Origin of the sequence: Pseudomonas sp. UC 17F4 (genome assembly GCF_900101695.1) — a bacterium.
Lineage (GTDB): Bacteria > Pseudomonadota > Gammaproteobacteria > Pseudomonadales > Pseudomonadaceae > Aquipseudomonas.
This window is the reverse complement of the sequence record NZ_FNKV01000001.1, coordinates 174,954-189,300: the sequence shown is the minus strand read 5'-3', so window position 1 is coordinate 189,300 and position 14,347 is coordinate 174,954. Positions and strand designations below refer to the sequence as shown.

Annotated in this window: 12 protein-coding genes; 6 read left to right on the top strand and 6 right to left on the bottom strand. The window is 63.1% G+C overall.

The genetic code is table 11. The features are described 5' to 3' along the window. The first annotated feature begins 1 nt into the window (after position 1). Together parC and BLR26_RS00850 are read left to right on the top strand one after the other, a co-directional pair. Positions 2 to 2,260 (top strand): DNA topoisomerase IV subunit A, encoded by a 2,259-nt coding sequence (gene parC / locus BLR26_RS00855; protein WP_045193754.1) that lies wholly within the window; start codon positions 2 to 4, stop codon positions 2,258 to 2,260. 176 nt (positions 2,261 to 2,436) lie between these two features. Then, entirely contained in the window at positions 2,437 to 3,144 is a 708-nt protein-coding gene (locus BLR26_RS00850; protein ID WP_045193753.1) for a PqiC family protein, read from the top strand. 505 nt (positions 3,145 to 3,649) lie between these two features. On the opposite strand, the gene BLR26_RS00845 is transcribed toward BLR26_RS00850, so the two are convergent. Continuing rightward, on the bottom strand, positions 3,650 to 5,152 hold the full coding sequence (locus BLR26_RS00845) for a HAMP domain-containing protein (RefSeq protein ID WP_093376755.1): 1,503 nt from the start codon (positions 5,150 to 5,152) through the stop codon (positions 3,650 to 3,652). A 135-nt stretch (positions 5,153 to 5,287) separates the two neighbouring features. On the opposite strand from BLR26_RS00845, the gene serB reads away from it, so the two are divergent. After that, positions 5,288 to 6,502 (top strand): phosphoserine phosphatase SerB, encoded by a 1,215-nt coding sequence (serB, locus tag BLR26_RS00840; RefSeq protein ID WP_045193750.1) that lies wholly within the window; start codon positions 5,288 to 5,290, stop codon positions 6,500 to 6,502. A gap of 56 nt (positions 6,503 to 6,558) precedes the next feature. Here serB and asd read toward each other — a convergent pair whose 3' ends face one another. From asd to BLR26_RS00825, 3 genes are read right to left on the bottom strand one after another with little or no spacing between them, the layout of a single operon-like run. Continuing rightward, positions 6,559 to 7,422 (bottom strand): archaetidylserine decarboxylase, encoded by an 864-nt coding sequence (asd, locus tag BLR26_RS00835; RefSeq protein ID WP_045193749.1) that lies wholly within the window; start codon positions 7,420 to 7,422, stop codon positions 6,559 to 6,561. Positions 7,423 to 7,431: 9 nt separating this feature from the next. Next, positions 7,432 to 8,241, bottom strand: a complete 810-nt coding sequence (locus tag BLR26_RS00830; protein WP_093376749.1) for a rhodanese-like domain-containing protein — start codon at positions 8,239 to 8,241, stop codon at positions 7,432 to 7,434. A 46-nt stretch (positions 8,242 to 8,287) separates the two neighbouring features. Beyond that, entirely contained in the window at positions 8,288 to 9,823 is a 1,536-nt protein-coding gene (locus BLR26_RS00825; protein ID WP_093376743.1) for an HDOD domain-containing protein, read from the bottom strand. A gap of 131 nt (positions 9,824 to 9,954) precedes the next feature. Between BLR26_RS00825 and motA the strand changes: the two genes are divergently transcribed. Continuing rightward, positions 9,955 to 10,806 carry a flagellar motor stator protein MotA gene (gene motA, locus BLR26_RS00820; protein WP_038997459.1) on the top strand — a complete coding sequence of 284 codons (852 nt, stop codon included), beginning with the start codon at positions 9,955 to 9,957 and terminating at the stop codon, positions 10,804 to 10,806. A gap of 3 nt (positions 10,807 to 10,809) precedes the next feature. After that, a complete protein-coding gene (gene motB, locus BLR26_RS00815) occupies positions 10,810 to 11,832 on the top strand; it encodes a flagellar motor protein MotB (protein WP_093376738.1) in 1,023 nt (340 codons plus the stop codon). Positions 11,833 to 11,899: 67 nt separating this feature from the next. On the opposite strand, the gene BLR26_RS00810 is transcribed toward motB, so the two are convergent. Both BLR26_RS00810 and rsgA read right to left on the bottom strand, forming a co-directional pair. Next, positions 11,900 to 12,382, bottom strand: a complete 483-nt coding sequence (locus BLR26_RS00810; protein ID WP_045193744.1) for a TIR domain-containing protein — start codon at positions 12,380 to 12,382, stop codon at positions 11,900 to 11,902. Positions 12,383 to 12,640: 258 nt separating this feature from the next. Further along, positions 12,641 to 13,672: a small ribosomal subunit biogenesis GTPase RsgA gene (rsgA, locus tag BLR26_RS00805; protein ID WP_093376733.1), complete on the bottom strand. Its 1,032-nt coding sequence runs from the start codon at positions 13,670 to 13,672 to the stop codon at positions 12,641 to 12,643. Positions 13,673 to 13,763: 91 nt separating this feature from the next. Between rsgA and orn the strand changes: the two genes are divergently transcribed. Continuing rightward, the gene (gene orn, locus BLR26_RS00800) at positions 13,764 to 14,306 is read left to right on the top strand and encodes an oligoribonuclease (RefSeq protein ID WP_045193742.1); all 543 of its coding nucleotides are present in this window, start codon (positions 13,764 to 13,766) and stop codon (positions 14,304 to 14,306) included. The last annotated feature ends 41 nt before the right edge of the window (positions 14,307 to 14,347 follow it).

Here is a 14,347-nt window from a genome sequence, read left to right as displayed (position 1 = left end):
CATGAGCGACTCCCTTGATCTCAGCCTCGATGGCGTAGAGCGCCGGTCACTGGCTGACTTCACCGAACAGGCCTACCTCAACTACTCCATGTACGTGATCATGGACCGCGCCTTGCCGCATATCGGCGACGGCCTGAAGCCGGTGCAACGGCGCATCGTCTATGCCATGAGCGAACTGGGCCTGGACGCCGACTCCAAGCACAAGAAGTCGGCGCGTACCGTCGGTGACGTGCTCGGCAAGTTCCACCCCCATGGCGACTCGGCCTGCTATGAAGCCATGGTGCTGATGGCGCAGCCGTTCAGCTACCGCTACACCCTGGTCGATGGCCAGGGCAACTGGGGTGCGCCGGACGATCCGAAGTCCTTCGCCGCCATGCGCTACACCGAGGCGCGCCTGTCGCGCTACTCCGAAGTACTGCTCAGCGAGCTGGGCCAGGGCACTGCGGACTGGGTGCCGAACTTCGACGGCACCCTCGATGAGCCTGCGGTGCTGCCGGCGCGCCTGCCGAACATCCTGCTCAACGGCACCACCGGTATCGCCGTGGGCATGGCCACCGACGTGCCGCCACACAACCTGCGCGAAGTCGCCTCGGCCTGCGTACGCCTGCTCGATGAGCCCAAGGCCACGGTCGAGCAGCTCTGCGAGCATATCCAGGGCCCGGACTACCCGACCGAAGCCGAGATCATCACCCCGCGTGCCGAACTGCTGAAAATCTACGAAAGTGGCCGTGGTTCGGTGCGCATGCGCGCGGTTTACCGCATTGAGGACGGCGATATCGTCGTTACCGCGTTGCCGCACCAGGTCTCCGGGGCCAAGGTGCTGGAGCAGATCGCCGCGCAGATGCAGGCCAAGAAGCTGCCGATGGTCGCCGACCTGCGCGACGAGTCGGACCACGAGAACCCGTGCCGCATCGTCATCATCGCCCGCTCCAACCGGGTTGACCTCGACGAGCTGATGCAGCACCTGTTCGCTACCACCGATCTTGAGTCCAGCTACCGGGTCAACGTCAACATCATCGGCCTGGATGGCCGCCCGCAGCTGAAAAACCTGCGGGCGCTGCTGGTCGAATGGCTGGAATTCCGCGTGCAGACGGTGCGCCGCCGGCTGAAGTTCCGCCTCGACAAGGTCGAGCGCCGCCTGCACCTGCTCGAAGGCCTGTTGGTAGCCTTCCTCAACCTGGATGAAGTTATCCACATCATCCGCACCGAGGACCAGCCGAAAGCTGCGCTGATTGCCCGCTTCGACCTTACTGAAACCCAGGCCGAGTACATCCTCGAGACCCGCCTGCGCCAACTGGCGCGCCTGGAAGAGATGAAGATCCGCAACGAGCAGGACGAACTGGCCAAGGAACAAGCCAAGCTGATTGCCCTGCTGGGCAGCGAAACCAAGCTGCGCAAGCTGGTGCGTGCCGAGCTGATCAAGGATGCCGAAACCTACGGCGACGACCGCCGCTCGCCAATCGTCGCCCGTGCCGAAGCCAAGGCCCTGTCGGAAAACGAGCTGATGCCGACCGAACCGGTCACCGTGGTGCTCTCGGAGAAGGGCTGGGTGCGTTGCGCCAAGGGCCACGATATCGACGCCACGGGCCTTTCCTACAAGGCTGGCGATGGCTTCAAGGCCGCCGCTGCCGGGCGCTCGAACCAGTTTGCCGTGCTGATCGACTCCACCGGCCGCAGCTACTCGCTGGCCGCCCACACCTTGCCATCGGCCCGGGGCCAGGGCGAGCCGTTGACCGGCCGTCTGACGCCGCCACCGGGCGCAAGCTTCGACTGCGTGCTGCTGCCCGAAGATGACGCCTTGTATGTGATCGCCTCCGACGCCGGTTACGGCTTCGTGGTCAAGGGCGAGGACCTGCAGGCCAAGAACAAGGCCGGTAAAGCCCTGCTCAGCCTGCCCAACGGTGCCAAGGTCATTGCCCCGCGCCCGGTCGCCGATCGCGAGCACAACTGGCTGGCGGCGGTGACCACCGAAGGCCGCCTGCTGATCTTCAAGGTCAGCGACCTGCCGCAACTGGGCAAGGGCAAGGGCAACAAGATCATCGGCATCCCGGGCGACCGGGTGGCCTCGCGTGAAGAATTTGTCACTGATCTGGCGGTCATTCCCGACGGCGCGACCCTTGTATTGCAGGCCGGCAAGCGTACCCTGTCTCTGAAGGCCGACGACCTTGAGCATTACAAGGGCGAACGTGGGCGCCGGGGCAACAAATTGCCCCGTGGCTTCCAGCGGGTTGACGCGCTGTTGGTCGAAATTCCCGGATAAGCCGGGTTAGACAGCCTGAACGGGTATTTTCGTGCCCGTTCGCGGTTGAAACACTGGAGTCGAGCCGCTATTTCGCGGATGATAGGCCCCTTGCGGTACCAGCGTGGCTGTGTATCCGAACGAATCTATATGAGTATCACTGCGGTTTGCCTTGTGGCGACCGCCTGGATGGGATGATGAAATTTCTGCGCCTTCCGTTGGTTCTGCTGTGTGGCGTGCTCGGACTGGCTGGTTGCAGCATGCACCAACCAGTATCCCTGTATCAGCTCGACAGCGGTGAGCCTGGCCAACCCAAGCAAAGCGCGGGTATGGCAGTGGTTCTCGGCCCAGTGTCGATTGCCGACTACCTGCAACGCGAAACCCTGCTGCAACGCCAGGCCGATGGCAGCCTGACTGCTGCCACCGATGGCCGCTGGGCCGGTAGCCTGTCGGCCGACATCGACCAGTTGCTGGTCCGTCAGCTGGCCTGGCGTCTGGACAGCCAACGTGTGGTCCTGGCCCCGGCCAGCACCGGTTTCACCCCGGATGTACAAGTGCTGCTGTCGATTACCCGCCTGGACTCCGGCACCAACCAGCCAGCGATTCTCGACGCCCAGTGGCGCCTGCTCGATCGCCGTGGCCAGGTCCGTGACAACCGCATCGTGCACCTGGAGCAGCAGCACCAGGGTAGCGAGAGCGCCCAGGTACAAGCCCAGGGCCAGTTGCTGCAAAAGCTCGCCGAGCAGTTGAGCATTGCCTTGAAGCCGCTGGCCAACCAGCCGGCAGTGGTGGAAGAACAACAACCGAAGAAAGCTGCACCGGTACAAGTGCGCAAAGAGCCGGAAAAGCCGAAGATCCCGTTGGCTACGCCGATTCGTACCGACCTGGAAGTGTTCCGCTTCTAAGTCGAGGACTTACAAGAAGCCCGCAGCGATGCGGGCTTTTTTGTGCCCGTGTGGGAGCGGCGGTGCGGCGATCCGACTTGACCCGCGATGCGGCCGGCGCAGGCGACACATCGGGTTGCTAGCGTTTTTGCGGGGCAAGCCCGCTCCTACAGGGCAATAAAAAAGGTTCTTCACGGAATCCCGGGGGCTATGATTCTTGGGTTGGGTTGCGGACTTATCCATTCGGTGTGGGGCAGCTGCTGGCCCCTTCCGCCCTTACGGCGGGTCCCTTTTGTTCTTGGCAAAAGGAACCAAAACCGCTCGCTCCAGCGTAGGGCCGTATGCAGGAGCAAGCGGTTTTGCCTACTTCTTCCCAAGAGAAAAGTAGGCCGCCGTAAAGGCGGAAGGGGCCAGCAGCAGCCCCACACTGAATGGATAAACTCGCAGCCTCAACATCCCAACCCGGGATTCCGTGAAGAGCCATAAAAAAGCCCGCATCACTGCGGGCTTTTGCTCTGCCAAGGGGTCAGCTCTTGACCCGGCGCTCATGCATCCGCGCCAGTTGCCGCTCTAGCATCGATGGGTACGGCTCCATCAGACGCTCGACACAGCAGGCGCCTTCGGGGCTGGCGATCGGACGAATCCGCGCACGCTGACGAACCAGGGCGTCGTCGCTGATCTTGCGCTCGACCAGCAGCAGGTTGCGGCTGTGCTGCGACAGGGCCAGGGCGTCCTGGGCTTTTTCGGTCAGCAGCAGGTCGATCTGGCTCAGGCCGTGCAGGTCTTCACCCAGGGCCAGGCCCAGCTGCAGTTGCAGGGTAATGCCGCTGTCGGCCACTTCGATTTGCAGCTCATGGCCCAGGGCACGCAGCAGCTCGCCACAGCAGATGGCATTGGTGAGGTAGTCCTCGCCGCTGTCCTGGCTGTGGAACAACAGCAGGGTGCTGCCGTCGTTGAGGGTATGCACTTCGCTTTCATACAGTGAGGCTGCCTGGTCGAGGCAGTCGCGGTAGCGTTCCAGCAGCTCGGTCAGGCGCGTGCGCGGCAGGCGTCGCAGTTGCTCCTGGGAGCCCAGTTGCACCGCCAGCACGGCGCTGGCCTGTGGCTCGCGGTTGACCGGGGCTGCCAGGGCAGGGGCGGGGCTGTGGTCCTCGTCGAGCAGGTCGGCGAAGGCGTCATCGCTGTCGTCGTCTGCTACAGGCTTGACCGGTTTGGCGGCCTTGGCCACAGCCGGTTGTTCGTCGAAGCTCGGGTCGCGCAGGTTGCGCACTTCGAACTCCGGCTCATCCTCATCCTCATCGAAGGACTCTTCTTCTTCAGGCTCGATTTCCCGTGGTGGCGGGGCCAGGCGGGTGTGCAGCTGACGCGCCAGGTCGCCGATTTCATCCTGGCGTTCGATGGCCGGGGTGAACTCGTTGATGTCGCGCAGCCAGACCCGCAGCTGCAACAGCGGCGTGGAGATGTAGCGGCCCAGGCGCAGGCTCATGGCTAGCGCCAGGGCCAGCAGGATACCGGCAAGGATGCCCATGCTCTGCAGGCTGATGGTCAGCGGCTGCTGGAACTGGCTCATGTCCAGGCTGATGCGCAGTTGCCCGGCGGTCACGTCCTGGAAGGTGATCTTGGTCTGGTACAGGCCTTCGGCTTCACCCAGCAGGCCGTTTTTCGGGCGCTGGCCGGCTTCGGCGAGGATCCGGTTGTCGACGCTGTAGATCGCTGCATGGGCCACCAGCGGGTTCTTCACCAGGTTGCCCAGCAGCACGTTGAGGCTGAGGATGTCGTTGGACACCAGCAGCTCGGTGGCCGAGGTGGCGGTCTGGGTGGTCAGGCTCTGCCCGAGGGCATCGGCCTGCTCATGCATGGCTTCCTTGAACTGCAGGCCCATCACGCAGGCGTAGATCACCAGCGCCAGTGCCACCAGGAACACGTTATGGCAGGCGATACGCAGCGCCAGCGGTATTCGGCGTTGGCGCAGGGCGTGGAAGATCAGCAGGAAGAAGTTGTCGGTCTTAACGGGCGTGGGCCGGTTCACAGAGCGCGGCTCTTTATGTCGGAGAAGTTGCTGCGCAGTATAGCGAGCGCTCAGGGGCGGGCAAAGTATCGACTGCGCCCGATGGTCAGCGAAAATCGGTAGAATGCGCTTTTTTTCAACGAGTCGGAGCCCGTCTTGCGCGAAATCGTTCTGATTAACATCACCGGTGAAGACCGCCCGGGTCTTACCGCCGCCATCACCGGTGTTCTGGCCCAGGGTGGAGTGAACATCCTCGACATCGGTCAGGCGGTGATTCACGACACCCTGTCCTTTGGCATCCTGGTCGAAATTCCGGATACCGAGAAGGCCTCGTCGGTGCTCAAGAACATCCAGTTTGCGGGTAACGAACTCGACCAGCAGGTGCGGTTTACCCCGGTTTCCGAGGCCGACTACCAGAATTGGGTCGAAGGCCAGGGCAAAGCCCGGCACATCGTCACCCTGCTGACCCGGCGGGTGACTGCCGAGCAACTGCAGCGGGTCAGCTCGATCACCGCCAAGTACGGGCTGAACATCGACCATATCGATCGCCTCTCGGGTCGTGTCGCGCTGGACACCCCGGCCGAGCAGAGCAAAGGCTGCATCGAGTTCTCGGTACGTGGCGAGCCGGCTGATCCGCAAGCCCTGCGCGCCGAGTTCCTCAGCGTCGCCCAGGAGCTGAACGTCGACATCGCCTTCCAGCAGGATTCGTTGTTCCGTCGCAACCGCCGCCTGGCGGTGTTCGACATGGACTCGACGCTGATCGAAGCCGAAGTGATCGACGAGCTGGCCAAGGCTGCCGGGGTCGGTGAGCAGGTATCGGAAATCACCGAGCGGGCCATGCGTGGCGAGCTGGATTTTCGTGCCAGCTTCAAGGAGCGCCTGGCGCTGCTCAAGGGCCTGGACGTTGGCGTGCTGGACCAGATCGGTGCGTCGCTGCGCCTGACTGAAGGCGCCGAGACGCTGTTCGCCGAACTCAAGCGCCTGGGTTACAAGACCGCCATCCTCTCCGGTGGCTTCACCTACTTTGCCAAGCAGCTGCAAGCCAAGCTGGGCATCGACTACGTATTCGCCAACGAGCTGGAAGTGGTCGATGGCAAGGTGACCGGCGTGGCGGTCGAGCCGATCGTCGACGCCCAGCGCAAGGCTGACCTGCTGGGTGAGCTGGCGCGCAAAGAAGGCCTGCAGATGGAGCAGACCATTGCCGTCGGCGATGGCGCCAACGACTTGCCGATGCTGGCGATCGCCGGCCTGGGCGTGGCGTTCCGGGCCAAGCCGCTGGTCAAGCAGTCGGCCAAACAGGCGATCTCGACCCTGGGTCTCGATGGTGTGCTTTACCTGCTGGGTTTTCGCGATCGCGACGCTCGCGCCTGACGGACCTGGCTCCCACAGGTACAAAAAAGCCCGCATCGCTGCGGGCTTTTTCAGTTTCAGGCCTGTGCCGGCAGTGCCAGGCGCTCGCCCATGCTCACCGCAGAGCCGGCGCCGAGCTCTTCGGCCCATTTCACCTGCTCTGGCCCGAACAGCACCACGGCCGTCGAACCGAGTTTGAAACGGCCCAGCTCCGCGCCTTTTTCCAGGTGGATCGGCGCGCGGCTGGCTTCGTCGTAGCGCACCGTCTTCAGTTCACGCTTGGGTGGCGTTACCAGGCCGGCCCAGACGGTTTCGATCGAGGCGACGATCATCGCACCCACCAGTACCACGGCCATCGGCCCGCGCTCGGTGTCGAACAGGCAGACAACGCGCTCGTTGCGGGCGAACAGCTCCGGAACGTTTTCGGCAGTGGTCTGGTTGACCGAGAACAACCGGCCCGGTACGTAGATCATCTCGCGCAAGGTGCCGGCCAGCGGCATGTGCACGCGGTGGTAGTCCTTGGGCGACAGGTAGATGGTCGCGAACTGGCCACCCATGAACGGCGCGGCATTGGCCGGATCGCCACCCAGCAGCTCGAGGGCGCTGAAGCTGTGGCCCTTGGCCTGGAAGATGCGGCCGTGCTCGATAGGGCCGAGCTGGCTAACGGCGCCGTCGGCCGGGCAGAGGATTGCCCCCGGGGTTTCATCCAGCGGACGTGCACCGGGCTTGAGGGCGCGGGTGAAGAAGGCGTTGAAGTGCTCGTAGGCAGTAACGTCTTCGACCAGGGCCTGGGACATGTCCACCTGGTAGCGCTTGGCGAACCAGCTGGTGAAGGCGTTCTTGAACCAGCGCACGCGGCATTCGGCAACGCAGCCGGCCAGGCGCGAGAGCAGGTGGTGGGGCAGCAGGTACTGGCTGATGATAAACAAGCGGGATTTCATTGGGTTTCCTTAAACTTCGACAGGGGTGTCGGGGTGGTTGCCCCATTCGCCCCAGGATCCGGCGTAGGCTTTGACCCGAGGGTAGCCCAGATGCTTGGCCACCAGGTAGGTAAAGCCGGATCGGTGGTGGGTCTGGCAGTGGGTGACCACTTCCTTGTCTTTGCTGATGCCCAGCTGCTCGAGGATCTCGGGCATGTCCTTGCGGATGCGCTGGTGATCGTTCAGGTCCATGCCGGCGGTCCATTCGAAATTGACTGCGCCGGGAATGTGCCCGCCCTTGGCTGCGAGAACTTTCTCGCCGCGGTATTCGGCCGGGCTGCGCGCGTCCCAGATCACCAGGTCGGCAGCGTTGAGGCGGCTTTGCAGGTATTCGCGGGTGGCCGTAGGCTCTTCGTGCAGGGTCAGGTTGACCGTGCCGCTGGCAGCGTCGGGTACTTCAGTGTTGAGGTTGCTCGCTGGCCACGCGTGGACACCGCCGTTGAGGTAGTGGTAACGGGAGTGACCGATTACATCCAGCAACCAGATGAAACGCCCGGCCCAGCCGCCGCCCTCGTCGTCATAGACCACATAGACCGCATTGGCGTTATGGCCGAGCTCGGCGAAGAGTTTTTCCAGGTCGGCCTTGGCCGGCAACAGGCCCGGCGCAGGAGGCTGGCCTAGCTGGGTGCGCTTGAAGTCGACGAAGCGCGCCCCCGGAATATGCCCGCTGGCATAGCGGTTGGGGCTGGTTAGGTCGACCAGGATCAACTCTGGCGCATCCAGGCGGGTTAGCAGGTCTGCCGGCTCGATAACCAGGGGCAGGCCAGAAAAGTCAGTCATCCAGAGTCTCCAGGGCGGAACAGAGGGGGCGATTGTAGCGCATGGCTCAGGCGCTGCGGTTGCTGAAGGCGGTCAGGGCCCGCTCGATGCATTGCGCGGTTTTGCCGAAGGCTTGCACGCTGACGTCCGCCAACGGCTTGCCGCCCTGGTCGGCGACCAGCAGCATCACCACCCGGCCATTGCTCGACAGCGAGCGCAGCAGCACGTGTTCGCTGCGAAACAGGGCGCGCAGGCTGGGCGGCAGCAGGGCTGAGAACTGCGCGTGGTTTTCCGGGGTCAGGCGCAGTTGCGCCGTTTTGCTCAGCAACCGTTGCAGCAGTTTGCTTTGTTCAATCGGCAGCACCAGGCTGGCGGCTTCCGCCGGCAGGCCGGCAATCTGGTGGACCCGCAGCTGGCTCAGGGTCTTGTCGGTCATCAGCAGCATCACCCGCTGCATGCCGCAGGCGACCAGCGCGTCGCGAGCCAACGTCGTCAGGTGGATAGCATTGCTGAACGGGCTGGGCTCGGTCAGCAGCTCCCCGCAGAGTTTGCGCCAGGTGCCCAGGGCCTGGGCCGAAGGCGTTGGCGGGGCGATCTGGCCCTGATGCAGGCGTTGCTGGTGCCATGGCCAGAGCAGCGCCTCGGCCGGGTGGAACAGGCCAGGGCAGGCGTGATGACGGGCGCTGATTGCCGCTTGTTGGTGCACCAGTTGCTGGACATCATCCAGCGGCGTTTGCAGGTAAAGGCTGGTGAGCAGTTGCCAGCGCTGCACATGGGCATTGGTCCAGCCAACCTGCGAGGCCAGGGCCAGGCCGTTGGCCAGCAGCACGGTATTGGCCGGCTGGTTGAACCAGCGGCGCAGGCTTGGTTGATCGTCCAGGCGCTGCTGCTGGTGCAGGCTGTCCTGGTCACGGGCGATGAGGATCGCCTGGGCCAGTAGCCGGCGCTCCTCCTGAAGTAAATGGTAACCGCGCGTTACCCAGTCCGGCAGGCGCCAGTGTTCGGCCAGGGCCTTGCACAGGCTCATGACCCGCACGCCGAACAGCTCTTGTTCCACCCGCAGTGCCGATTCGCCTTTGTGCACCACACGCAGCTCCCACTCATCGAGGAGCTTGGGGTGAGTCAGCGCCAGGGGCCACAGCGGTGACAGAAACAGCAGGCTGCCCCAATGGATTTCCTGCCACAGCCGCGCCAGGCGGCTGGCGAACAGGCCGTTGGCCTGCTGGCTGGCGTGCTGGCTGACCAGCTGCAGCTGACGCAGGGTCGGGGCAATTTCGGCTTCGGGCAGCGCCGGCAGGCGCTCCAGCAGCTCTGCGGTACGCGCCAGCCCCAGGCGGTTGAGGGCGATCTCCAGGCTCTCGGCTGGTTCGCCCAGGCCGGTATTGCTGTGGTGGTTGGCCTCGCGCATGACGCTGAGCACCAGCGCCGGGCTGTCCTGCATCAGTTCGGCGATGTCGCGCAACGAGCGGCGGCTGTCGCCAATGGCGGCTTTGACCCGTTCGTAGCTGGCCAGCGGAACCGGCAGGCGCACGCTATCGAGGAGCTTGACCCAGGCATCGAGTGTTTTTGGTGTTTGACTTGGCACGATGGTTTCAATAGGCATGCTGGAGGTAGGCCGAACTGGCTTTTCGCCTTGACTGACTATAGTCTGGCGCAGTTCTGCCGATAAGTAGAAGAAGAGTTTTTTTAACTTCCGCTCACGACCCTGACCACGACAGTAAGTGCTTTCTATCTATGGCTAAAATTATCGGCATCATCGTCGTATTCGCGAGTGTGCTCGGCGGATATGTACTTTCCCACGGCAAGATTGCGGCCCTGATCCAGCCTTTCGAAGTGCTGATCATCGGTGGTGCTGCTTTCGGTGCGTTCCTCCAGGCCAACCCTGGTTACATGACCATGCATGTAATCAAGAAGTCGCTGAAGATGTTCGGCACGCGCTTTACCCACACCTTCTATATCGAGGTGCTGGGCCTGGTCTACGAGATTCTCAACAAATCCCGTCGCGAAGGCATGATGGCGATCGAAGCCGATATCGAAGACGCCGCTGCCAGCCCGATTTTCGCCAAGTACCCGGCGGTACTGGGTGATGAACGCATGACTGCGTTCATCTGTGACTACCTGCGCATCATGTCCACTGGCAACATGGCCCCGCACGAGCTTGAGGGCCTGTTCGACATGGAACTGCTGAGCATGAAGGAAGAGCTCGAGCACCCGTCCCATGCCGTGACCGGCATCGCCGACGGCATGCCCGGCTTCGGTATCGTTGCCGCGGTACTGGGTATCGTAGTGACCATGGCCTCGCTGGGCGATGGCGACCAGAAGTCGATCGGCCTGCACGTCGGCGCGGCGTTGGTCGGTACCTTCTTCGGTATTCTCGCCGCCTACGGCTTCTTCGGCCCGCTGGCCACTTCCCTGCGCCATGACGCCAAGGAAGAGCTGAACGTCTACGAGGCGATCAAGGCCTCGCTGGTGGCTTCGGCCTCGGGCATGCCGCCATCGCTGGCCGTGGAATTCGGGCGCAAGGTGCTGTTCCCGGCCCACCGCCCGAGCTTCGCCGAGCTGGAACAAGCAGTTCGCGGTCGCTAAGCCATGGAGAACAATCAGCCCATTATCGTCAAGCGCATCAAGCGCTTTGGCGACGGCCACCACGGTGGCGCCTGGAAGATTGCCTTCGCCGACTTCGCTACGGCGATGATGGCGTTCTTCCTGGTGCTGTGGCTGCTGTCGACGGCCACACCGGAGCAGAAGATCGCCATTGCCGGCTACTTCAAGGACCCGATCGGCTTTTCCGAAAGCGGCACGCCGTACATCATCGACCTGGGCGGTTCGCCCCAGCTCGCCCCGGAAAAAACCATCAACCCGGAAGAAAAGTCCGAGCCAACGCCTGAGTCCAGCATCCCGATCGACCAGAATACGGTCGAGAACATGGCCGAGCAGGTTGAGCGCGAGCGCCTCGAGTTGCTCCTGCAGGAGCTGCAGAACAAGGTTGAAGAGAACCCGCAACTGCAGAAGTTCAAGGACCAGATCCTCTTTGAGATCACCCAGGACGGGCTGCGCATCCAGATCATGGATGCCGAGAACCGGCCAATGTTCGACCTTGGCAGCGCGCGCCTGCAGCCGTACTTCGAGGACATCCTGCTGGCCATGGCCGACACCATCAAGGCGGTGCCGAACAAGATCAGCATCAGTGGCCATACCGATGCCAAGCCATACGCCGGCACCGGCGACTTCGGCAACTGGGAACTGTCGGCCAACCGCGCCAATGCCGCACGCCGCGCGCTGGTCGCCGGTGGCTACCCGGATACCCAGGTGGCGCGGGTGGTCGGCTATGCCTCGTCGTCGCTGTTCGACCGGCAGAACCCGCTCAACCCGGTCAACCGCCGGATCGACATCATCGTCCTGACCAAGAAGGCCCAGCGCACCATCGAAGGCGAGCAGACCCAGCCTGCCGCCCCCGAAGCAGGCCTGCCAGGCGCCGCGACTCCGGCTCCAGGGGCGACCCCGGAGCCAGCCCCGGCGGCCGAGCCCGAGCCGATGCAGCCACGGGAGTTGCGCCAGAAGCTGAACATCTTCGAAGACGGTGTGTTGAAGATGGACGAAAACAAGCAGTAAGCCTGCTGGCTGAAAAAAAACGCCCGTGCGCAGCGATGCCCACGGGCGTTTTGCTTGGCGCTACAGGCTAAAAGCCGCGGCGGATCTTGGCCTTGAGGTCGGCATGGAAGAAGTCGGCGTTGGAGCGGTTGGTGGCATTGGCCTCGCAGGCTTCGCTGTCGATCGAGCGCTTGAAGGTTTGCTCGTCATGGTAGGCGCGCACGTAGAGGTCGATGTGTTCGCGGTTGGTCATGGTTGGCCACTTCTCCAGATACCCCGGCAGCGTGGCCTCGCCGCACTGGTAAAAGGCTACCCGGCGATTGACCAGGGTGGCGGCGCCAAGCTGGAAGGGCACCCACCAGGCCTCGGCGGTTTCCGGTGCAAGCACGGCAATCAGGTGGGTGCACTGGCTGATGTTGCGGCGGATGATTCCGCTGATGTCGTCGGTGGTCTGCTGGGCCTCGCTGTCGAACAGGTCCAGCTGGGTATTGATGCCTTCAAGCTTGAGCCGCTCATTGATGATGAAGGCGTCCAGGCGTTCGCTGTGGCGATAGCTGATAAAGACTGGCATCAGAAGTGCCCTCCCACGCTGGAGGGAGTGGCATTGATGCGTAAAGGCTGAATTGTCATGGTTGATTCCTTTCATACGCAGGGCATGGGGTCGATTCGCTTCATGGCGGCGAATCTTGAAAGGTGACAATCAGCGAAAGTCTTTCGCACAGCAAGGTACGACCAGCAAAGCAGATGCTTCCTGCTTTGCTGGGTAATAAATCCTACGGATGAGTCCTACTTTGAACCGTTTGAGGCCCGTTTCCGGGCCTCAGATGTTTCAGTAAGTGTCTTGCGGCAGGCTGGCGATGATCGAGCGGTAGCTGTTCATCCGTTGCTGTTGCACGCGGCCGTCTTCGAGGGCCTTGAGCAGTGCACAACCCGGCTCGCGGTCGTGTTTGCAGTCGCGAAAGCGGCAGGTGCCGAGCAGGTCGGTGAACTCGATAAAGCCGGCTTCGACATCGGCACGGCTGACGTGGCCCAGGCCAAATTCGCGGATGCCCGGGGAGTCGATAAGCTCGCCACCACCGGGGAAGTGGTAAAGACGGGCGGTGGTGGTGGTGTGAGTACCCTGGCCGGACCATTCCGACAGATCGCCGACGCGGGTCTGAACCTCGGGCAGCAGGCTGTTGACCAGCGACGACTTGCCAACCCCGGACTGACCGACGAACACGCTGATATGGCCGTCAAGCTGGGCCTGCAGTTGCTCCATGCCGTTGCCGTGGTGCGCCGACACTTCCAGCAACGGGTAGCCAAGCTGGCGGTAAACTGCCAGCAATGCATTGAGCGCCGGAGCGTTCTGCTCGTCGATCAGGTCGGCCTTGTTCAGCAGCAGCAAGGGGCGGATGCCGGCATGCTCGGCCGCGACCAGGTAGCGGTCGATCAGGTTGGCATGGGGTTCCGGCGCCGGGGCGAAGACGATCACGATCAGGTCGACGTTGGCCGCTACCGGTTTGAGCTGGCCACGGCTGTCCGGGCGGCACAGCTCGGTATGGCGCGGCATCTGCGCGACAATCACGCCAATGCCCTGGTTGCCGGCGCGCCAGACTACCTTGTCGCCGGTGACCAGCGCCGGCAGGTTGGCCCGCAGGTGGCAACGGAACACCTGGCCGGCAACGTCGCCGTCCTGGGCTTCGACTTCGACCTGCACGCCAAAGTGAGCGATGACCAGGCCCATTTGCTCCGGGCCGAGGTCACCGCCTTCGAGCTCCTTCAGGGTCTGTTGTTCGCGTTTGGCGGCGCGGGCAGCGCGTTCACCCTGGATTTTTTCGATGCGCCAGTTCTGGCGTCGATTGAGCTGGCGTTTGGCCATGAAGGTTCCGTGTTCGGGAGGCAATATTTAACCGCGGGGAGTTTAGCACGCTCCACTAGGCTAAACTGCGCACCTACCGAGGAGCAGAATCATGCAGAACCCACAGAACCTGATCTGGATCGACCTGGAAATGACCGGTCTGGATCCGGATCAAGACGTCATTATCGAAATGGCCACCATCGTCACCGACAGCGACCTCAATACCCTGGCCGAAGGCCCGGTGATCGCCATTCACCACAGTGACGAGGTGCTGGCGCGCATGGACGAGTGGAACACCCGCACCCACGGCGCCTCCGGCCTGACCCAGCGGGTCAAGGACAGCCGCGTCAGCATGGCCGAAGCCGAGGCGCAGACCATCGCCTTCCTGGAACAGTGGGTGCCAAAGGGCAAGTCGCCGATCTGCGGCAACAGCATCTGCCAGGACCGCCGCTTCCTCTATCGCCACATGCGCAGCCTGGAAAACTACTTCCACTACCGCAACCTCGACGTCTCGACCCTCAAGGAGCTGGCAGCACGCTGGGCCCCTGAAGTGCGTGACAGCTTCAAGAAAGGCGGCACCCACCTGGCGCTGGACGATATTCGCGAGTCGATCAACGAACTGCGCCACTATCGCCAGCACTTCATCAAGTTCTGATCGCAACGCCGCCGGCTTGTACAGACAATCCGCGCGGCGCC